The following is a 20,034-nucleotide window of genomic DNA, read 5'->3' on the forward strand; positions in this document are numbered from 1 at the left end:
ATGACAACAAGCACTCTTGATCTAAGCCAGCATGCCCTGCAAAGACGCTTTGCGCGCAATCTAAGTTTCTTCCAAAACAATTTACCCGGGCTTTATACCCAACTCTTGCCCCCCCCTACAACCTACAATCTCTTATTTGGCGCGCAGGGTTTTAATATCGTGCAAATCCACGATGGCGCGCTGTTTTTCCCCTATGAAGGGGGCAAACACCAGATGGTAGCAATTTCTAGGCAATGGGCACAAAATATTTTGCAAAACCCCAAATGGCAACTTAAAAGTAGCGGGGTGGAGTTGGGCGCGCTGGATTTAGATAATCTACCTCTGACCAAGCACGCGTGCGATCAACTCTTAGCTTTAGGTGATCCAAGTGCTCCTTTGTCTTTAGGCAGGAATTTCTACCCGCCCAGCGCGCTTTTTGGTTTAGCCGGAGGGCTATTTTTAGCGTTGTTGTTAGAAGAAGGGGCGTTCTTCCACGCGCTCTACATCTATGAAGAACACATTGACTTATTGCGTGTGAGTTGCTTTTTTGTGGATTATGCCAAACTCTTTAAGGCGACTCCTCCTAAAGCGTGTGTCATCTTTTTAAAGCGCATGCCCGATACGCTTTTACAATCCCTTTTTCACGCTAAGAGAATCACCCATAGTTTTTTACATTTAGAGTTTAAGCCCTATGAAAGCCAGGATAGCACCCTAGCCCAACAGCGTTTCAACGCCCATAAAAAAAGTGCGCTAAGGGGGTGGGGGAGTTTTGAAGATGAAATGTTGGGCTTGAGCAACACCTTAGCCAATTTGCAAAAATCCCCCCTAGTGCTCAACCCCCACACTTGCAAACCCTTTAGCGTGCCTATCTGTGTGGTGGGCAATGGTCCGAGTTTAGATGGTTTGTTAGATTTTATACAAGCTAATCAAGATCGCATGATCATCTTTAGTTGTGGCACGGCTTTAAAACCCCTGAAAGCGCATGGCATTAAAGTAGATTTTCACATTGAAATCGAGCGCATTGACTACCTCGCAGAGGTGCTCCAACAAGCCCCCCTAGATCAAACCCCCTTGATCTATGCCAACATGTGCAACCCTAAAGCGGTGCGTTTAGCCCAAGAGAGTTATCTTTTCATGCGCGGGGGGAGTGCGAGCGGGTATCTGTGGGGGGACTTAGCCCTAGAGTATAGTGCGCCCTTTGTGGGCAATGCCGGGGTGAGTTTGGCATGCTTGTTTTCTAAGACTTTGATTTTATGCGGGCTGGATTGTGGCTATATTGAAGGACAAGCCAAGCACGCGCAAGGCTCTTTTTATGGGGTGGAGTGCGCCCACATCCCCAGCGATGCCCTAGAAGTGCGCCCCAACTTTGAGCAAAGCGCACGGGTTTTTGCCGATGGGCTTTTTATTCTCTCCAAAAATCAAATGGGCGCGCTCTTTAAAAAACGCGCTCCCCTAGTTTATAACCTCTCCAGAGGGGCTTATATTGAACACACCCAGCCCATGCGATCTAGCGCGCTTAAACTCCCTCCCTGCGCTAAAGCCAAAGCCCTTAAACGCCTTAAAAGTGCTTTTACATCCCTCCCTAAGATGCACCCACCTACGCAATTTAACGCCCTACTAACCCCCCTTAAAGAAGCGTTAAACACCCCCATTAACACCAAAAGAGAACTCTATGCCCTTATCGATCGCCTGCACGCCTTAAGCATGCGCTTGAGCGCACAGCACCCCCTAGAGGGCATTTTATTAGAGGGCACACTTAGCCATTGTTGCATGCACATGCTCTCTAGCGCGCTCTCTCTCCCCCAAGCCCAGATCGCTAAATTTTATACGCGTGCCAAAGAGATTATACTAGAAACCCTAGAGAGGATGGGCGCGCAAGTGGGCGAGCAAGCCTAGCAGGGCATCCTTATAACTTTGTGCGCATGCCTCATCCTTACCTTCAAAACGGGTTACCAGTGTGGGCGTGGTGTTGCTCGCGCGCACCAAACCAAAGCCGTGTTCAAAGATCACGCGCACCCCATCAATATTAACGACTTCTAACACAAGGGGAAAATTAGGGGGTAAATCCCCTTTTAAAGCCTCTTGGAGTTGTGCGACCAGCTGAAACTTTTGGGTGTCTGGCACACTGATTTTCTCTTCAGGAGTTTTATACGAATAGGGCAGATCGCACACATGTCGCTCTAACTGCTCAGGGGTATGGGTCAAAAAGAGTTCTAAAATACGCAAAGCTGCATAAATCGCATCGTCATAACCAAAATAGCGATCATTAAAAAAGAGATGCCCGCTCATCTCGGCAGCAAAGTGGGCGTTAGTTTCTTTGAGTTTGACTTTTAAATTGCTATGCCCGGTTTTATACATCAAGGCTTGCCCGATCGCATTAATGCTATCATACATCACCTGTGAGCATTTGACTTCGCCAATCACAAAGGGTTTGAGTCCACGCGCGTGCAAATCTTGGGCGAATAAAATCGCTAATTCATCGCCCGCGTAGGTGTGTGTGGGGGTTAAAAGTGCGATGCGATCGGCATCTCCATCAAAGGCAAGCCCGATTTTTATGCCCTTTGCTTGCATGTGTGCTTTTAAATCCTCTAGGTTTTTGGCTTCGCTGGGATCGGGGTGGTGGTTAGGAAAAGTCCCATCAGGGTTAGCATAGAGACTTTCAAATGGAATTCCTAGCCCACACAAGATCGGCTCTAAGCCCAATCCCCCCACTCCATTGCCAAAATCTAGTGCGAGAGTGTAGGGGAAGTTTTGCAGGTGGCTAAAGGTGGTGGCAAGGTAGTGTTGGTAAAAACCAATGGCGTTGAGTTTTCTAGGGGTAGGATCGCTAGCTTGATAGGGTAGGGGGTTTTGTGCGATGTGTTTGGCGAGTTCTTGGATTGCTTCTCCATAGAAAGGTTTTTGATCTAGGGTGATCTTAAAGCCATTGTATTCGGGGGGATTATGCGATCCAGTGATCATAATGGAATTAGCCAGTTGCACGCCCTCTATACTCTCAAAGGTCGCAAAGTAAGCTACAGGGGTGGGAATCATGCCTAGATCAAAGACTTCTACCCCGCTATGTGCCAAGCCATTACATAAATGCTCCAAGAGTTCTAGGGCATGAGTGCGTGCGTCATAACCCACGCCCACGCGTTTATCACGCATTAAATCTCCCAAATGCACGCCGATGTTAAAGACCACTTCAGGGGTGAGTTGGGTAGAGACCACCCCCCTAATGTCGTATTCTCTAAAAATGTCCGCTTGTAAGTCCATGTTCATCCTTAGGGTTTGAGTAAATTCAAAGCTTGGCTACACAAGTCCTTCCAGCCCGAAGTGGTTTTAATGGCATCGCAGGCTTCAAAGGCTTTTTGTGCTTTGTCCAACTTGTTTTGCGCTTTAAAAATACTCCCTTGCATGTAGAGCACATGGGTTTTATCCTTATCCTCTAGGGGCTTGCTTAACAACACCTCGCTTTGTTTGAGCGCATCTTCTAGTTTGTTTTGGCGCATGAGCGCGCTGATGAGTTGTTCTTGGGCATAGGGCATAAACGCATCGCTCTGGTATTGTTTTTGCAAGGCGATCGCGTTCTTAGCGTAGAGCTCAAGAGTGGTGGGGTTATTGGTGCTTTTTTCCTCATTTTGCAATAAGAGTCCATAGACCTCTAGCATGCGCGCATCGCCCTTAAACCATTCTTGGAGTTTAGGGAAGACTTTAAAAGCTTCTTGGGGGTTGTTGGTGTGCATGTAGTCTAAAAACACCACGAAGGCGATGTCGTAGTATTTTTGTCGTTTATGCAGAGCGGCCAGAGTGAGCGCGTCCTTAGAGGCAAGCAGAGAATCTTGATAATTCTTCAACGCGTAGAGGTTTCTACCCTGACGATAGAGCCAATTAAGGCGATCTTGAGGGCTTTGGGATTGTTTTACGCCGTTTTTAGAAAAGATCGCAGCTTGGTTGTAGAGTTTGGCATCATAAAAACAATCGAAGGCTTCTAGTTGATCTTTCTCATCAAATTCCTCAGGGTTTAAAGGGGTTACCTGCACTAAGAACGAACCCGCGCTTTTGCAATCCCCTTCCTTGATCGCGCTTTTGCCCAGTTGCAATAGCGCGGTTTGCATGGGCTCAGAATTTAGGGGCAGATCCGGAGCCATCGCTAAAACTTGGCTATAGTAGTGCTCTTCTAAGAGCATGCGCGCCTTGTAATCTAGGGCTTTTTGGTGTTCTTTAGAACCTGTGGGGTAGTCCTTGATGATCTGGTTATAGCGCGCCAATTTCTCCTCAAAACTCCCATGCATCAAAAAGAGGATTTCTTGATCTCTTTGCTTGATGGTGCTAATGTGCGCGGCGTTGGTGAAATTGTCTAAATAGTTGAGATTGGCGATGTGGGCTTCATTGGGTTGTTTGTTTTTGGCATAGAGCAACCCTAACTCAAAAGCGGCTTTTTCTTTAATCACGGGATCATTGTCTTGGTTGGCGAGCAGTTTGGTGATCTTGATGGCGGGTTCAAAGAGGGCATGCGCCTTGAGGTCTAAAATCATGGCATAGGATTGGGATAAGTCCAAGAGAAAAAAATCTAAATTGGCTTGCAAGATTTTATTAATTAAAGAGGCAGCGTTGGGGCTTTCGCTGTGATCCAAATCAAAGCGCGCCCAAGCGAAGGCGATTTCGCTCGCGCTCTCCTTGTCTTTAGCTTGGCTATAGGCTTTTTGAAACTTTGCTAACGCGCTAGAGCCATCGCCTTCATTGGCAGCCTGTTGGGCTAGGCGCATGTAGGAGAGGGCTGCATAACGGCTTTGGGCGTATTCGTCTAGCACGCGTTTGAATTGTTCGGCGGCTTGTCTGGCGTAGTTGATCTGCATGTAGGCTGTGCCTATCAAGTAGAGCACATGGGGCACTTGGGGATCAGAGGGGTAGAGTTTCAACCAGCGTTCACCAATTTGCAACAGGAGATCGGGGCGTTTTTGGAGTTTAGATAGCGCGATGAGCTCATAGAGATAGAGGTCTTTTCTAAATAAGGTGTCAGGATAAACTTGAAAAATACTGCCGATGGCTTTCAGGGCGTTGAGGTAAGATTGTTCTTGGATGAGTTTCTTAACATTCAAATAGCCATCTAAATCCCCGCCCTTAGAGTAGTGCAAAGGTTGGTTGTCCACCCCTAATTCTTTGATATAGGGCGTTTGCGCGTCTTCAATCACAATGGGGAAATTAAGACCCTTGTGCACAGCTTCATCGGGTTTTTTGGGGCTAAGGAAGGGAATGGTGTAGTGGAAGCCCACCACCTGCCATGCCTTTGAGGTGCGTGCAGTGGTTTTTTGGATGGGGATGTGTTGTTTATAGTCATAGGGGATTGCAAAGAGTTGTTGCTGGAATTTGGGACGGATATGCAAATAAAATACATAATCTTTCATTTCATAGGAGATATCAAAAAAGGGCGTTTTTAAGGGGGTGAAACCGGGCTTGGGGATGGAGTGGATGACACATGTTACCACCTCTGGAGGGATACGCGCTTGGGTGCAAGCAAAGGGGTTATCATGGGTGAGTGTGAGGGTAGCAAAATCCTTATTCCCCTCCTTGCCTTGGGTGAGGCTGAGTTGGAGCGCAAATAAGGGCGCGTGCACGCATGCTAAGAGTGCTAAGGCGCGCTTAAAGGGCATAGTTTTGGAGCACAAAAACGCTAAACACGCATGCTAAAGCCATCGCCACTAACACGCCATACACCCCATACCCCCCATTTAAATGCTCTTGAGGGTGGGGGTTAGCAAAGAGCATGGCTACAAATAAGCGCAAATAATAGACTGCGGCGATCGCGCTATTGATCACCATCACCACGCATAAAAAAACATTGCCCTGAACCAACAGACTTTGCAAAACCAACACCTTGCCCCAAAACATAGAAAAAGGGGGAATCCCGGCTAGAGAGCACATAAAGATCGCCCCTAACAAGGCTAATAGGGGTTGGGTTTTAATGAGTCCATTAAAGCGCGCATAAGGGTAGTCATAGCGCGTAGCCGTGCTATCAGCGCGACTGCTCACCCCCCAAAAGAGCGCGAATGCCCCGACATTAGTCAGCAAGAACAAGAGCCAGTAATTGAGCATAGCCTCTGGGCTCGCGCTAAAGACGCAGGCGAGCGCAAAGCCCGTGTGCGAAATGGAGCTATAAGCCATCATGCGCTTAGCGTCCTTTTGCAAAAGGGCTAGGAGATTGGGAATAGTAATGGTGAGCGCGATAAGCGCGTAAAAGAGGGTTTGTAAAAACGCAATTTGCGTAGCCAAGAAAAAAGAGAACACCCGCCAAGCCACCACCAAGCCCGCAATTTTGGGCACAATAGAGATGAAGGCTGTGAACACCGGGTTATTGCCCTCATAAATATCGGGCATCCAAGTGTGGAAAGGCACTAAGGATACCTTAAAGCCAATCGCCCCTAGTAAAAACACGCAGGCAAAGGCGCACAACAACACGGGGCTAAAATTCTCTGTAAAGCTCATGTTAGAGAGTTCTAAACTGCCGGTCAATAGGTAGAGGATCATCGCCCCCATGCTAAAAAACACACTAGCTAATACGCCCATGGTGAAATACTTCAAGCCCGCTTCTAGTCCCGTATCCTTATGGTTGAGCGCCATTAAGACACACATGGGGAGCGAAGCGGTTTCAAGCCCTAAGAGAATCACCACTAAATGATCGCTAGAAACCATTAATTGGAAGCCCGCCACCATGAATAAATAAAGTCCGTAAAATTCTGGAGTTTGGAATTCCTCAAAGCGCTCCTTACTCCAGACCAAGAGCATGAGCAAGAAACTGGCGATCACAATGAGTTTCTGGGCTAGCAAAGAGATAGAATCGATCTCGAGGAGATGGGAGAAACTAAAGGTGGTGTTCACGGGCGCAAAGAGGGCGATAAAATCCAAACCTAAGCATAAAAGCACCAAAGAGATATTAAGATTGCGCGAAAAGTTCTTTTTAAAGGCGTTGAGCAAGAGCACATACACCCCCCCCAACGCGCTAATGAGCATGGGCAAGACACTAGGAAGGCTGAGTTCTTGCAAAGACAAAGAAGTATCCATAACTATCCTTAGGGAGAGACTGATAGGCGCGCGTTTGCGCTTTGCACCAAAGCTTGCGCGCTGGCTTCTATGGAATGTAACAAGGGTTTGGGGTAGATGCCAAAAAATAAAATGGCAACAATGAGCGCACCCAAAACCCCCTTTTGTCCCCAAGAGAGATCGCCTAGAAGGTGTTTTGGAGGCGCGCCAAAAAAGACCTTTCTGTAGAGATTGAGCATGTAGATAGCCGATAAAATAATGGTAATCCCTGCCACAAAGGTGAGCACGGGCGCGCGCTCAAAAAAGCCCAGTAAGCTTAAAAACTCGCCTACAAACGCGCTTGTCAAGGGCAAACCCACATTAGCTAGAGCCACGATCATAAAGAAAGTTGCATACACGGGCATAAAATGGGCTAGCCCCCTAAAGGCAACAATCTTGCTAGAGCCCTGCCTGCTCACTACAACCCCGATGAGCAAGAAAAGCGCGCTACTCACCAGTCCATGCGAAATCATCGTAAAGATCGCGCCTACTACCCCCGTGCTATTGAGCGCATAAATCCCCACTAAGGCAACCCCCATGTGCGACATGGAGCTATAAGCCACAAGGCGTTTCATCTCGTGCTGAGAACATGCCAACCAGCCCGCATAAATGACCATACACAGCGCAAGCACGCATAGGGGGATAAAAAACGCGCTGATAAAATCGGGAAAAAAGGGCACAAAAAAGCGCAAGAGGGCGTAAGTCCCCATTTTAGAGAGCAGGGCAGCTAAGACGACAGAACCTATAATGGGTGCGTTCCCATAAGCATGGGGCATCCAGCTATGGAAGGGGAAAATAGGGATTTTCACTGCGATACCTATGAAGAAGGCTAGAGCGACCCAAAGGCGCGCATGCTCGGGTAAAACCACTTGGGCTAAACTATAGAGATCAAAACTCCACCCCCCAGAGACGCTCGCGTAAGCGTAGCCACAATATAAGATTCCCAAGAGCATGAATAAGGAAGCAACAAAAGTGTAAAGAAAGAATTTAAGTCCTGAATAGACTTTAGCCCCTACCCCAAAACGCCCAATCAAATAGAGCACGGGCAAGAGCGAAACTTCCCAAAATAAGTAAAAAAAGATTAAATTGAGCGCGCTAAACACTCCCATGAGCATGCCCTCAAGCAATAAAAGCGCGATAATCATGGCTTGTTGGTGTGCGCGCACATAGAGCACACATAAGAAAATCACCAATGCGCTGAGCACCAACAAAAAGAGTGAAATCCCATCTACACCCACATGGTAGCTAATCCCATAATTCTCTAAAAAGCCCAAAGAACCCACTTCTTCAAATTGCATGCTCGCTTGTGTGGGATCAAAGAGTGCCCATAACCACAGGGTTAAACACAATTCCACAAAGCCCACCAACACGCCATAGCCCTTGGCGTGGCGATCGGACATGCCAAATAGGGGTAAGGTTGCCACCATAGGCAAGAAGATCAACAGACTTAACAAATGCGAAGGGGGCATTAGTTGCAAATAATCCATGCTATCTCCAGAAACTCAAAATCGCCAACACCAGCATGACTACCACCCCAAAGCCCATCCACCTTAAAGCCGCGCTCAAATTGCCACTTTGCATGGGCACTAAAATTTGGGCTAAAAGCGCGGGGATTTTAGCTAACGCGTCAATAGCACTATCTAGCGCGCGCACTTCTAATTTGCGCCATAAGAATTTGCCCAAGCGCAAAAAGCCTTGCGCCAGCCAAGCGTAGAGTTGGGGGATGTAGTATTGGTTGTAAAGAAGTTTGTAAAGAAAACCATGCCCCTTATTCTTGCAGACAATCCCGTGTTGGTATTTTTTAATCGCATAGATGATAGCGAGCAAGACTAGCCCCGTAGTGAGGGTGAGCAACAGCCATGTAGGCACGGGGTAGTCTAAAAAGGATTGGGGGATGACTTGTGAGAGGGCGTGCCAAAAGGGGTGTTCTACAAAGCCTGCTACTACGGCTAAGAGCACAAGGGGGCTCATCGCCACGAGCATAAATTTAGGGGCTTCATGAGGGTGTTTAATGCTATGCACTTGAGGGGCAAAAAAGACCAACATCAAAAGTCTAAAGCTATAAAAGGCGGTGAAGACCGCTCCAATGAGCAAGGCTAAAAAGAGTCCATGGTGTCCCGTGCCAAAGGCGACTTCTAAAATCTTGTCCTTAGAGAAAAAGCCTGCCAAAGGGTAGATTCCGCATAGTGCCACAGAGGCGATTGTCATAAAAATCGCGCTTAACTTTAAGGGTTTGTAAAGCCCGCCCATTTTGCTAATGTCTAATTCGTCATGCATGGCGTGCATCACATTACCCGCGCCCAAGAACAAGAGGGCTTTAAAAAAGGCATGGGTGAAGAGATGGAAGAGTGCCACCCAATAAGCCCCTAGCCCGGCAGCTACGAACATGTAACCTAGTTGGGAGAGAGTAGAATAGGCGATAATGCGCTTGAGGTCTTTATTGACTAATGCCATGCTGGCTCCAAAGAGCGCGACAAACGCCCCCAAGCACGCAATAGCATAGCCTAGTTCGGGCAGGGCACTATAAAGCGGGTGGGCGCGCACCAACAAATACACCCCGGCTGTAACCATGGTCGCGGCGTGAATCAAGGCTGATACGGGTGTGGGTCCCTCCATCGCATTGGCTAGCCATGTGTGCAAGGGAAACTGCGCGCTCTTGCCCATCGCGCCTACAAACAACAGCGCGCCTATGCCTAGCAAGACCCCATAATTTATGCTCTGAATATTGGCAAAGATCACTTCATATTGCAACGATCCAAAAGCCCAATAGAGCCATAAAATGCCTAGTAGCATGCCCAGATCGGCGATGCGATTCATCACAAAGGCTTCAATAGAGGCACTATTGGCACTGCTCTTATGATACCAAAACCCGATGAGTAGATAGGAACACAAGCCCACCCCCTCCCAGCCCACAAAGAGTCCTAGAAAGTTATCGCTGAGCACCAAAAAGAGCATGGAAAACACGAAGCCAGAGAGATAACTAAAGTAGCGGTTATAGCCCTTGTCTTCTAGCATGTAGCCAATGGAATACACATGCACAAGGAGCGAAACCAAAGTTACCACGACAATCATCACGGCGTTAATGGGATCGAGCATGAAGGAAAAGCCCACTTTAAACCCACCCACGGCGATCCAATCAAAGAGATAGGCGTTATAAGTGGCGTGATCGAAGAAAACACCCTTGGCAAGCACTAATGCACTGACAAACGCGCCTGCCAAGAGTGCAGAATTGACAATCCCTACATGCACGAGCCTAGCATACCCTCCTAGCAAACCCGCATAGAGCGCGCCCAGCAAGGGCAAACATAGCACCGCTACTAAGAGCATTTGCGCACAATGGACCTCTAGCATACTAGCCTTTCATGCGATTTAGTGTGTCAATGTCTAGGCTCTTGTGCTTTTTAAACCAGAGGATCACCAGCCCTAAGCCCACTGCTACTTCGCCCGCAGCAATGGCAATCATAAACAACGCCACAATCTGCCCGTTAATGTCTTGCAAATAATACCCGATGGCTACAAAGGCGACATTAATCGCATTGAGCATGATCTCTGTAGAGAAAAAGAGCATGAGAATATTCTTGCGGCGCAATAGCCCAGCCAAGCCTACACTAAACAACAAGGCAGAAAAGACCAAATAATGGGGTAACCCAATCACGCGTTTTCCTTTGGAGGGGGGTTAAAATGGCTTTTGCGCAAGGCGGTAGCAATGCCTCCTACCAGCGCCACCAAGAGCATCAAGCCACCCACTTCAAAGGCGAGTAAGTATTTAGTAAAGAGGGCGTAGCCGACCAATTTTGTATTAGAAACCTCGCTAGGTGCATTATTCAGCGCGTCTTTGAGTAAAGAGGCGTATTGCCCCACAAAGGGCGCACCCAAGATCAACACCAACACCACCGCCATACACACCCCTAAAAATACCACGACTTTAGGCGCATGCGCGCGCTCCACAACCTCCTCTGAAGCGTTGAAAAACATCATCCCAAAGGCATACATCACGATCACCGCGCCCACATAGACAATAATCTGCACCACGCCCAAGAACTCCGCGTCTAACAAAAAGAAAAACGCCGCAATGAAGACCATTGCCACAGCGAGCGCACTCATCGCATACAAGATATTCTTTGTGGTGATCACCACCAAAGCCATGCCCAAAGTGAGGATGGCAAAGAAATAAAAGGCGATGGTATCAAACATCTTTTTTTTCCTCTTGGCTGGCTTGTTCCTCTTGGCTGGCATAATCTAGGGGGGTTTGTTGTAAGCGTGTGTGTGCGTCCACACTGGGTGCGCCAAAGCCGGCAAATTCCACATGGCTGTGATCTTGTGCGCTTTGCACATCGGTTAAAAACTCTGCCTTGCCTCCAAACTGGGAGCGTTGCACACTGCTATTTTCAAAGCGTTGCCCCATCACAATGGCTAGCTCGGGGCACACCTCCGCGCACAGCCCGCAATAAATGCAACGCCCTAGATTGATCGTATAGCTGTCAATATGTTTGCGCTCATCTACGCCCTTATGGGTGATGATACGGATACAATTACTGGTGCAAATCTTTTCACACAACCCACACCCAATACAGCGTTCAGAGCCCGATTCTAGGAGTCTTTGCAAGTGATGCACAGCACGGTAGCGCGGACTTAAAGGCAACACTTCCATAGGGTAGTGGATGGTTACATCTTTGCTAAAGAACTCTTTAATTGTCAAGCCCAAACCCTTAAAAAGGTCCAGTCCAAAAGTAGATTTGAGCGTGCCTAAGAATTTTTGGGGGGCAGTGGTGGGTTTTTGTTCCTGCGCGATCCATTTATAGCGTTGTTGCGCCATGCTTTCTCCTTAGATTAAGATGACAAGCCCGGTGATCAAAATATTGACCAAAGAGAGGGGTAACATGATTTTCCAGCACAAGCGCATGAGTTGATCGGGGCGCACATGCGGGAAGGTGGCGCGCGCCCACATCGCTAAGAACACAAAGAAACAGACCTTGAGCAAGATCGCTATGCCACCCGGAATAATCCACAAGGGATTATAGCCTCCAAAGAAAATCAAAGAGATCACAAAGCAAAAGGCAAAGAGATGGGCGTATTCGGCTAAGAAAAACATCCCCCATCTTAGCCCACTATATTCGGTGCAAAACCCAGCCACAATCTCGGCTTCATGCTCTAATAAGTCAAAAGGGGTGCGGTTCAACTCGGCATAACTAGCCACCAAAAATAAGAAAAAGGCTAGAGGTTGTTTGAACACCAACCAATGCAAGATTCCCCCCGCTTGGTAATTATTGATTTCAATTAAAGAGAGCGAGCCTACTACCATGATCGGGGCTAAAATGGTGAGCGTGCTCACCACTTCAAAGCTCAACAACTGAATCGCCGCGCGCGCTGATCCAATCAAGGAATACTTGCTATTAGATGCCAAACCAGCTAGCAAGGGCGCATAAATCCCGGCTGCACCCACAGCTAAAAAGAAAAGTAAGCCGACATTGATGTCAGAGATAATGGGTCTAATGGTGTATCCAAAGAGGGTAAAATCCCCAAAAAAGGGAATGGGTGCCATAGAGACAAAGGCACTCACCATCGCGATCACGGGCGCGACTGCAAAGATAAGGCGGTTAGCATGCTGGGGGATCACATCCTCTTTGCAAAAGAGCTTGATCGCATCGGCGATCACTTGCAAGAGTCCAAAGGGTCCCACATAGGTGGGACCCAAACGGCGTTGGAAAATGGCTAACACCTTGCGCTCTAAATAGGTCGCAAACGCGCCCAAGCCCGCAAACACCAACACCACCACTAAAATTTTAATACAGGTCTCTAGGATCTCAGCACTCATGCGCGCTCCAATACTAGGGTACTAAAGAGTCCTTGGGCGAAAATGCCCTGCGTGTCTAAATTGGGGCTTACTATAAAAATTTCTTGCTCTAGGCTATGATCCACATAGATAGCCCCGCTTAAACTCAAATCGCCTTTTTTCAAGCACACGCAAACCCCCTCCTCTAGCCCTAGTTTTTCTAGGTGTGCTGGGGAAACATAGACCCCCGCCTTGAGCTGTAAATTAGTGCTCTGCAAAGTGGGCGTGCCAAACTGGGTCTCGGGGTATTTACAATAGGCGTTAAAGTCGCTAGGGCAAATCGCTTGGATAGGGGTAGCTTGGGGTGTGGGGGTGGCGTAGTGAGGCGTGCCTAGCTTGTAGCCTCGCTGGTTAGATTTATCATTGCTATAGAAGTTTTTAAGATGATCGTAAATAATGGGTTTATAGCCCTTCTCTTGGGGGAGTAAATGGGTGTAATCTATTAAACTCTCCCCCACACAGCCAAAATGCTGGGCGATGTCGCTTAGATCAAAACCTTCAAAGCGCAAAGCGGGTCTAATGGGCAATAAACGCCCTTCAAAATTAGTGATACTCGCCTCTAGCTGGTTGAAGCTAGGTAGAATAAAATCTACTTTATGCGCGCCTTTGTTGTCGCAATCTAGGGTGTAATCCCCCTGAGTGCGCACACCCACACTAGGAGACTCCATTGTGGGTGCGTCCAAAGTGCAAATAGAGGCGATGCCCAAAGCATTCGTGCTAGGAGGCACTAAAATCACTTGGCAACGCGTGGAGAGTTCTTTTAACAGCAAGGCAATATTAAGAGCGCGTGGGTGGGCGTAGAGTTCTTGTCCGGCAATGAGCATAATTTTAGAGGCTTTGGCGATCAAGGCTTGCATCTTCTCAAAATCACCTTGAGCTAACCCGATGGATTCTAGCATGGTGTAGTAGGGTTTTTCACCCTCTCTCAAACTCTCCAAGAGGGGTTGTAAGCTGGGGTGTTCTAGCCCTAGGGCGTGCAAAAATGCGCCTAGCACAATCTCTTCAGCGTGGGGGGCGTGGGTGAGGGGTAGGACTGCACGGCAGATTTTATTGATCGCCTTATCAGCGATGGGGTGGGCGTAGATAAGCGCACTGCCCTTATTGACCTTGAGCGCGTTAGCGATGGCGTATTTGATTAAAGGGTTTTCTGTGCGGATTTTAGAACCCAAAGTTACAATGAGATTAGCCTGCTTGATGTCTTCTAAATTGCCAAAGGTACTTGGCTGGAAAATATTTAAGAAATTTTGGAACGCGCGCACCTCTTCATTAACGAGGGTAAAGCCCAGTTTAGCGCGCAAATGCTCTAGCAAATAAGCCTCTTCATTGCTCACATCTCCGCTGATATGCACCACCTTAGCCTCTTGGAGTTTTTGCACGGCTTGCTGTATATGCGCGCTCCCCTTAGGGCTGGAATGCACATCAAAGGCAAAACGCCCCGCACCGCAGATGGGGTTATGGTAAAAATCATTGCCCACGCGAAAGATTTTGAGTTCATCGCCCAAAGTATCAAAATGGCGCACTTCATAGCTGATGTAGCACCCGGCTGCACAATGCATACAAGTGGAGTCGATGCGTTTGAGCTCCCATGCGTTTGCGCTATAGCTAAAATCCTTATAGACAATCGCGCCCACCGGGCACACGGCGATACACTCCCCACAATCAAAACAAGGGGTATCGCCCACAAAACCAATCATCCCCTTTTGCTTGCGACTCCACACACTAAAAGGGTCTTTGGGCATGCTGGTTTTGAATTTATCGGGGGCGTGCAAGTCTGCTTTGACCGCTTTTAAATTGCTATCCCCGATATTATCACTACATGTGGTAACACAACGCTCGCACATGATGCACAAATTAGGATCGTAAGAAGCCTGTGCCCAAAAGGCAAAGGGTTTCAAATTGTCGCGCACAGCAAAGGGCTGGGTTTCTACCTGCATGCGCATGGTCATATCCTGCAATTCGCACTCCCCGCTCTTGTCGCACACCCCACACTCTAGCGGATGGTTGACATCATAGGTTTGCATGATCATCTTGCGTTCGGCTTTGATCTCTTTAGTGTTGGTCATAACCTGTGTGTTAGGTTTAGCTTTGGTGTTACAGCCATAGACGCGTTTGCCATCCACCTCCACCATGCACATCTTACACGCCACGGTGGGAGAACACCCGCTCAAGTAGCAAATGGCAGGGATATACACCCCCGCACTCCTAGCGGCTTCTAGGATTGTTTGCCCCTCTTGAAACTCAATCTCTTGTCCGTCAATGTTAAAGACCATTAAGCCCCCTTTTTGACCACTAAAGTCCAATCCACACGATTAAAACGCAAGGAATTCATCAAGGTATCCCCCCTCGCCTTGACAAACTCCGCGCTCTGCTCCACCAAGTCAAAATCCACCACCTCTACCATGAAAATCACCACTTCGCCCGCGCTCACACTGCTATCTAAAATTTCTCCCAAGCGTTTTAACACCGCTTGGTTGGGTTCATCTCTTAAATGGCGCAGATCAAAACGCCTCATCGATCCACCTCCCCAAAGACGGCATTACTCGATCCAATGATCGTAACAGCGTCTGCGAGATACTGCCCCACAAGCACATCTTGCAACGATCCAATGTGAAAGAAACTGGGCGCGCGGATTTTTAAGCGGTAGGCATAGGGCTGCCCTTCAGAGTGGATAAAAAAACCTAGCTCGCCTTTGGGCGATTCAGTGGGCGCATAGACTTCGCCTTTGGGGGGGCGCATGCCCTGGGTTACCAGCACAAAGTGTTGCATCAAGGCGTAGTTTTGAGTCATGATATCCTCTTTGGGTGCGCTGATATAATCAGGGGCTTTAGCCATGATGGGCGTGTCTGTGGGCGCATACATGGGGATGAGCTGTTCTAAAATCCTTAAGGATTGCTCGATTTCATACATGTAGAGCAAGTAGCGATCGTAAGAATCCCCATTAGAACCCACCGGAATATCAAAATCCAACTCGGGGTAGAGTTCATAGGGTTCTTCTTTGCGCACATCATAGGCGATCCCCGTGGCGCGCAACATGATCCCACTAGCCCCCCATGATTTTGCCATCTCTTGGGTGAGAGTGCCCACATTCTCCAAGCGCGCGCGCCAAATGCGATTACTATCTAGTAGTCCGCTGATGAGCTTGTGGGTGGCACGCACCTCTTTAATAAAGCCCTGCAAACTCTCACACCAGTTAGGGGGCAAATCTAAGGGAACGCCCCCGATACGGATAGCGTTGTGCGTGAGCCGTGCTCCGCAATAATCCTCCATTAAATCTAACCCATACTCGCGTGTTTTAAAGCAGTAGAGAAACACCGACATCGCGCCCACATCTAGGGCATGCACGCTGAGGAAAAAGACATGGGAAATCACGCGGTTGAGCTCTAAGAGCATGGTGCGGATCACCTGCGCGCGTCTAGGGATTTCTAGCCCGATGAGTTTTTCTACCGCGTAAGCGTAAGCGTAGTTATTGCTCGTAGAAGAAGTGTAATCTAGGCGATCTGTGGTGGGCATGTATTCATTATAGGTCATGTTTTCGCCAAGCTTTTCACACCCGCGGTGCAAGTAGCCGATCTCTGGGGTGGCTTTGGTGATCTTCTCCCCGTCCAACTCTAAGATCAAGCGCAATTGCCCGTGCGAGGAGGGGTGTTGGGGTCCAAAATTGACCACCATTTTATTGCCATCTTGCTCAAAAAGCACATTTTCAAACTGGGGTTTGAGTTTGGTAAAAATCTGTGCCATTAGGGTCGCTCTTTGAGTTCTGTGGGCTCGTTGGTGTGTAAATCTTTGACAAATAAGGATTTTTGGAAGGCGTGCTTACCCGGGTTATCCTCAAGGCTCAAGCCCTTGGCTTGTTCATGCCCTACTTTTGAGAAATTGAAGGTATCTTTCTCATCTACGCGCGCGCTATCGCGTTGCTCTGGTCCTATAATCTCTCTGTATTCTTTGCCAAAAATCTTATCCACCTCATACCATGCGGCGTGTTCATCCCCCTTAAGCGGGTAGGACTTTAATAAAGGATGCCCTACCCAGTCTTCTGGCATTAAAATACGGCGCAAATGAGGGTGGTTTTCAAAGACAATCCCAAACATGTCATAAGCCTCGCGCTCGCTCCACTGCGCAGACTTAAAGAGGTGGCTTAAGGATTCTACTCTCTCTTGTGCGCCTAAAGTGCATTTCACACGCACGCGTCTTTTGTCTGCAAAGTTAGGTAGGTAAGAGGCAAATTGATAAAAGAGTTCGAATTGATCGCGCTGCTCTAAAAAGTCGATGGCACTCATTTCACTCAAAGTGCTATAACCCACCTTTTTAAGCACCTGCGCAACGCTTACTAAATCCTGCTTTTGCACCCAAAAGACCGCACAATTAAGCTCAATATAGCACTCTAAAATTTTATGCTCATAACTTAGGTGGTTGTAAATAACTTCGTAGGGTGTGCCCACGATGGGGGTTTTGGGTGTGGATCTAACCACATGGAAACGATCGGAATAATGCACTTGTTTTTGCACATTGGCATTAGGGCGTTGTCTTCTAACCATGGGTGATCCTTGCTAGACTTTTGCGCGGATCGGCTTTGATCGCCTTAGTGCGGCGGATTTTATCTTGCAAGACCATCAGAGCATATTGCAAAGTCTCTGGGCGGGGCGCACAACCGGGCAGGTAAATATCTACCGGAATGATGCGATCCACGCCTTGCACGGTGGCGTAAGTGTTAAACATCCCCCCCGTGTTCGCACACGAACCCATAGAGATCACCCATTTGGGTTCGGGCATTTGATCGTAAAGGCGGCGGGTGAACTCGGCGTGTTTTTTAGTCAGGGTGCCCGCGATGATCATCACATCAGATTGTCTAGGTGAGGCTCTAAAAATGGTGCCAAAGCGATCAAAATCAAAGCGCGAGCCTCCCGTTGCCATCATCTCAATCGCACAACAAGCTAGCCCGTAGGTAAGGGGCCAGAGCGAATTACTGCGCCCCCAGTTAAGCAAGTGATCTAAGGTGGTGAGCGCGATAGGAAGCCCGTTGTTTTTGAGATAATTTACTGCATGCTGTGCCATTCTAATGCTCCTCTCTTTAAAGCATAGATAAAGCCAATCCCTAACAAGGCGATAAAGCTCAACATCTCCATAAAGCCAAATAACCCTAAGTCTTTAAAATCTAACGCCCAAGGGAACATAAAAACGATCTCCACATCAAAGAGGATGAAGAGCATTGCCATCACATAAAATTGGTGGCTGACGCGGTTTTGTTGCTTGAGGGCTAGGGGTCCGCACTCATAAGCAGCCAGCTTGAGCTTTTCGTTCTTGCGTTGTGCCATCGCACGGCTGAGGTAGCGTTGGATTTTTAAAGTCCAATTAAACACCACAAAGCTAAAGACCAAGAGGACAAACACCCCAAAGTAAGGATGCTCTACCACGCTACTTGTTCCCACCGCTAGCTCCATATTCATGATCTAAACAGAGTATTAAAGCATAATTTCATTAATGCAAACTTTGATAAAAGGGGAATTAGAGAGCAAAGAGAGGAAACACACATGCCCCTTTAATCCTCCTTTCAAGCTTGAAAACAGGGTTTAGCCATCGCTAAATACGGGTTTATCAAGCAACACCGCAGAAGTTTTAAGATTGCCCATCTGAATCGTCCCCCTTAGGGCTTGCAACCACCCCTCTTTTAACTTTCTTTTCTCTTAGTTGGGCGTTTTGTAAAAGGCGGGCATGGGTGTTCTTAGCCTCACTGGGCCAATCTTTGCCCTGCTCTTGGATATTCCACTCGGGATAACCTCCCATCATTTGTTGATAATCCAATAAACACGCATTTTCTAAAAATTTGTAGCTAATAGACGCTTCAGGCACGGCATGCAAACCAAATAAACCCTTCACATCAGTTTTAAAATTGTCTTGGTAAATCATGTAAAATTCTATCTTTTTACCCGCTAAGATAGTATGGTAAAGAAAATACCAAATCCCAAAACTGCGGATGCTCGGTCTCCCTTTCACACCCCCATCTCTATAAATTTCTAGGGTGTTTTTAATCCCCCCTTGTGCTTGAGAACCCCCGATTTTTTTAATGACTCCATTCACGACAATTAAATACACCCGGGCGACATTTTTGCTCAAAATACTTTGGGGTAGGGGATTGTTGTTTTCATCGCGCAAATCTTTAAGGTAGTTGAAATTAAGCCTTGTGTTGTTTGGCACAAATTCTACATCTGCAATTTTAAAGGCTGTTTTGACTTCTAAAATGCGCATTTTCACTCCTTAATAATTAACAGCTCATGGGATCTTTTCACATACCCTACATCGCCCCGCTCAAGGCGGTTTTTACCCATCCGTGTTTCGCCCTGCCCCATTGTGTATTGCCACGCCAATTCAATGATATGAAAATCCCGATACGCCTCTCTTACAAAGGCGCAATCGTTATAGCTCAAAATAAAGGGTCCGGGGCGCGCTTTTAAGATTTGGGCTAATTGCTCATGGGCAAAGCCGTTATGGTGGATGGGGAAGTTGCGCATAGGGTAAATCCCCTTAAACATCTTGGAGTCGCCCTCTAAAAAATAGGGCGGGTCTAGGTAGGCAAAGTCATTAGGGTAGGCTAAAAGCACCTCTTGAAAGGGAGCGCATCGCACGCTTAAAGTGGGGGCATCAAAGTTTTTTAACTTAGCTAGGGTGCTATGGTAGCGTTTTTCATCGGTATAAATCTTGCTCATCCAGCCTAAAAATCCCGGTCCATAGCTCAAGTTAAAATTAAAGTAATAATCCCGTGCCAAAGTGAGCGGGTCTAACACGCACTCTTTTTTATAATGTGCCTTGAGTTCTGCCTTAATGGTGTTGTAAATTTCTTGCGTGGGCTTTAGCGCAAGCAAGGCTTCATAAAGACGCTCCTTATCTTTTAAGAGCACCTGCCAAAAATTCACCAAAATATCAAAAATGTCAAAGGCTAACACCTCTAGCCCCAACTCCAGTGCGCAGGCGATCTCCACACTCCCCCCACCCATAAAGGGGCTGATGACTCTTTTTAAATGTGTGGGGATGTACTCTAGGATAAAGCCTACCGCTAAGGACTTGCCTCCACCATAACGCAGAGGGCTTTTAGTATAGCGTTTGTAGCGCAGTCTTTGCGATCGCAAACTCTCCAGAAAACGAGATTTTTTAGCTGAATACATAGCAAA

At 47.7% G+C, this 20,034-nt stretch carries 18 protein-coding genes; 1 reads left to right on the forward strand and 17 read right to left on the reverse strand.

The genetic code is table 11. From position 1 onward, the window contains the following. Entirely contained in the window at window positions 1-1,875 is a 1,875-nt protein-coding gene (locus EAO37_RS01595) for a 6-hydroxymethylpterin diphosphokinase MptE-like protein (protein WP_120951135.1), read from the forward strand. Here the strand turns inward: EAO37_RS01595 and EAO37_RS01600 are convergent. From EAO37_RS01600 to EAO37_RS01675, 17 genes are all read right to left on the reverse strand, one after another. Beyond that, a complete protein-coding gene (locus EAO37_RS01600) occupies window positions 1,837-3,234 on the reverse strand; it encodes a phosphomannomutase/phosphoglucomutase (RefSeq protein WP_120951137.1) in 1,398 nt (465 codons plus the stop codon). The genes EAO37_RS01595 and EAO37_RS01600 overlap by 39 nt on opposite strands. Before the next feature lie 8 nt (window positions 3,235-3,242). Beyond that, the gene (gene bamD / locus EAO37_RS01605; protein ID WP_240451686.1) at window positions 3,243-5,627 is read right to left on the reverse strand and encodes an outer membrane protein assembly factor BamD; all 2,385 of its coding nucleotides are present in this window, start codon (window positions 5,625-5,627) and stop codon (window positions 3,243-3,245) included. Further along, window positions 5,602-7,020, reverse strand: a complete 1,419-nt coding sequence (gene nuoN / locus EAO37_RS09170) for an NADH-quinone oxidoreductase subunit NuoN (RefSeq protein WP_162982926.1) — start codon at window positions 7,018-7,020, stop codon at window positions 5,602-5,604. Before nuoN ends, bamD begins: the two co-directional genes overlap by 26 nt. A gap of 8 nt (window positions 7,021-7,028) precedes the next feature. After that, window positions 7,029-8,525: an NADH-quinone oxidoreductase subunit M gene (locus EAO37_RS09175; protein ID WP_205589725.1), complete on the reverse strand. Its 1,497-nt coding sequence runs from the start codon at window positions 8,523-8,525 to the stop codon at window positions 7,029-7,031. Window position 8,526: 1 nt separating this feature from the next. Next, the gene (gene nuoL, locus EAO37_RS01615) at window positions 8,527-10,389 is read right to left on the reverse strand and encodes an NADH-quinone oxidoreductase subunit L (protein ID WP_120951141.1); all 1,863 of its coding nucleotides are present in this window, start codon (window positions 10,387-10,389) and stop codon (window positions 8,527-8,529) included. Window position 10,390: 1 nt separating this feature from the next. After that, window positions 10,391-10,693 (reverse strand): NADH-quinone oxidoreductase subunit NuoK, encoded by a 303-nt coding sequence (nuoK, locus tag EAO37_RS01620; RefSeq protein WP_120943973.1) that lies wholly within the window; start codon window positions 10,691-10,693, stop codon window positions 10,391-10,393. Further along, the gene (locus EAO37_RS01625; RefSeq protein WP_120951144.1) at window positions 10,690-11,232 is read right to left on the reverse strand and encodes an NADH-quinone oxidoreductase subunit J; all 543 of its coding nucleotides are present in this window, start codon (window positions 11,230-11,232) and stop codon (window positions 10,690-10,692) included. The genes nuoK and EAO37_RS01625 overlap by 4 nt, the downstream gene beginning before the upstream one ends. Further along, a complete protein-coding gene (gene nuoI / locus EAO37_RS01630; RefSeq protein ID WP_120951146.1) occupies window positions 11,225-11,854 on the reverse strand; it encodes an NADH-quinone oxidoreductase subunit NuoI in 630 nt (209 codons plus the stop codon). The genes EAO37_RS01625 and nuoI overlap by 8 nt, the downstream gene beginning before the upstream one ends. A gap of 9 nt (window positions 11,855-11,863) precedes the next feature. Then, window positions 11,864-12,853: an NADH-quinone oxidoreductase subunit NuoH gene (nuoH, locus tag EAO37_RS01635; RefSeq protein WP_120951148.1), complete on the reverse strand. Its 990-nt coding sequence runs from the start codon at window positions 12,851-12,853 to the stop codon at window positions 11,864-11,866. Further along, on the reverse strand, window positions 12,850-15,141 hold the full coding sequence (locus tag EAO37_RS01640) for an NADH-quinone oxidoreductase subunit G (RefSeq protein WP_120951150.1): 2,292 nt from the start codon (window positions 15,139-15,141) through the stop codon (window positions 12,850-12,852). Before EAO37_RS01640 ends, nuoH begins: the two co-directional genes overlap by 4 nt. Beyond that, the gene (locus EAO37_RS01645; protein ID WP_104752033.1) at window positions 15,141-15,383 is read right to left on the reverse strand and encodes an NADH-ubiquinone oxidoreductase subunit E family protein; all 243 of its coding nucleotides are present in this window, start codon (window positions 15,381-15,383) and stop codon (window positions 15,141-15,143) included. Before EAO37_RS01645 ends, EAO37_RS01640 begins: the two co-directional genes overlap by 1 nt. After that, entirely contained in the window at window positions 15,380-16,609 is a 1,230-nt protein-coding gene (gene nuoD / locus EAO37_RS01650) for an NADH dehydrogenase (quinone) subunit D (protein WP_120951152.1), read from the reverse strand. The genes EAO37_RS01645 and nuoD overlap by 4 nt, the downstream gene beginning before the upstream one ends. Next, entirely contained in the window at window positions 16,609-17,406 is a 798-nt protein-coding gene (locus tag EAO37_RS01655; RefSeq protein ID WP_120951154.1) for an NADH-quinone oxidoreductase subunit C, read from the reverse strand. Before EAO37_RS01655 ends, nuoD begins: the two co-directional genes overlap by 1 nt. Then, complete coding sequence (locus tag EAO37_RS01660; protein ID WP_120951156.1) at window positions 17,399-17,923, reverse strand: NADH-quinone oxidoreductase subunit B; 525 nt, start codon at window positions 17,921-17,923, stop codon at window positions 17,399-17,401. The genes EAO37_RS01655 and EAO37_RS01660 overlap by 8 nt, the downstream gene beginning before the upstream one ends. Then, the gene (locus EAO37_RS01665) at window positions 17,905-18,297 is read right to left on the reverse strand and encodes an NAD(P)H-quinone oxidoreductase subunit 3 (RefSeq protein ID WP_240451687.1); all 393 of its coding nucleotides are present in this window, start codon (window positions 18,295-18,297) and stop codon (window positions 17,905-17,907) included. Before EAO37_RS01665 ends, EAO37_RS01660 begins: the two co-directional genes overlap by 19 nt. 187 nt (window positions 18,298-18,484) lie before the next feature. Further along, window positions 18,485-19,114 carry a GIY-YIG nuclease family protein gene (locus EAO37_RS01670; RefSeq protein WP_120951159.1) on the reverse strand — a complete coding sequence of 210 codons (630 nt, stop codon included), beginning with the start codon at window positions 19,112-19,114 and terminating at the stop codon, window positions 18,485-18,487. 2 nt (window positions 19,115-19,116) lie between these two features. Beyond that, window positions 19,117-20,028: a DNA adenine methylase gene (locus EAO37_RS01675; RefSeq protein ID WP_120951161.1), complete on the reverse strand. Its 912-nt coding sequence runs from the start codon at window positions 20,026-20,028 to the stop codon at window positions 19,117-19,119. Between the last annotated feature and the right edge of the window lie 6 nt (window positions 20,029-20,034).

This window comes from Helicobacter sp. L8 (assembly GCF_003660355.1).
GTDB lineage: Bacteria > Campylobacterota > Campylobacteria > Campylobacterales > Helicobacteraceae > Helicobacter > Helicobacter labacensis.

Bases quoted from the DNA above. Each gene is read 5' to 3' on its own strand.
- nuoH (WP_120951148.1), bottom strand. From the start codon at position 12,853: ATGAGTGCTGAGATCCTAGAGACCTGTATTAAAATTTTAGTGGTGGTG.
- EAO37_RS01600 (WP_120951137.1), bottom strand. From the start codon at position 3,234: ATGGACTTACAAGCGGACATTTTTAGAGAATACGACATTAGGGGGGTG.
- EAO37_RS01625 (WP_120951144.1), bottom strand. From the start codon at position 11,232: ATGTTTGATACCATCGCCTTTTATTTCTTTGCCATCCTCACTTTGGGC.
- EAO37_RS01595 (WP_120951135.1), top strand. From the start codon at position 1: ATGACAACAAGCACTCTTGATCTAAGCCAGCATGCCCTGCAAAGACGC.
- EAO37_RS01645 (WP_104752033.1), bottom strand. From the start codon at position 15,383: ATGAGGCGTTTTGATCTGCGCCATTTAAGAGATGAACCCAACCAAGCG.
- EAO37_RS01660 (WP_120951156.1), bottom strand. From the start codon at position 17,923: ATGGCACAGCATGCAGTAAATTATCTCAAAAACAACGGGCTTCCTATC.
- EAO37_RS01670 (WP_120951159.1), bottom strand. From the start codon at position 19,114: ATGCGCATTTTAGAAGTCAAAACAGCCTTTAAAATTGCAGATGTAGAA.
- nuoL (WP_120951141.1), bottom strand. From the start codon at position 10,389: ATGCTAGAGGTCCATTGTGCGCAAATGCTCTTAGTAGCGGTGCTATGT.
- EAO37_RS09175 (WP_205589725.1), bottom strand. From the start codon at position 8,525: ATGGATTATTTGCAACTAATGCCCCCTTCGCATTTGTTAAGTCTGTTG.
- EAO37_RS01675 (WP_120951161.1), bottom strand. From the start codon at position 20,028: ATGTATTCAGCTAAAAAATCTCGTTTTCTGGAGAGTTTGCGATCGCAA.
- EAO37_RS01655 (WP_120951154.1), bottom strand. From the start codon at position 17,406: ATGGTTAGAAGACAACGCCCTAATGCCAATGTGCAAAAACAAGTGCAT.
- nuoD (WP_120951152.1), bottom strand. From the start codon at position 16,609: ATGGCACAGATTTTTACCAAACTCAAACCCCAGTTTGAAAATGTGCTT.
- nuoI (WP_120951146.1), bottom strand. From the start codon at position 11,854: ATGGCGCAACAACGCTATAAATGGATCGCGCAGGAACAAAAACCCACC.
- EAO37_RS01640 (WP_120951150.1), bottom strand. From the start codon at position 15,141: ATGGTCTTTAACATTGACGGACAAGAGATTGAGTTTCAAGAGGGGCAA.
- nuoN (WP_162982926.1), bottom strand. From the start codon at position 7,020: ATGGATACTTCTTTGTCTTTGCAAGAACTCAGCCTTCCTAGTGTCTTG.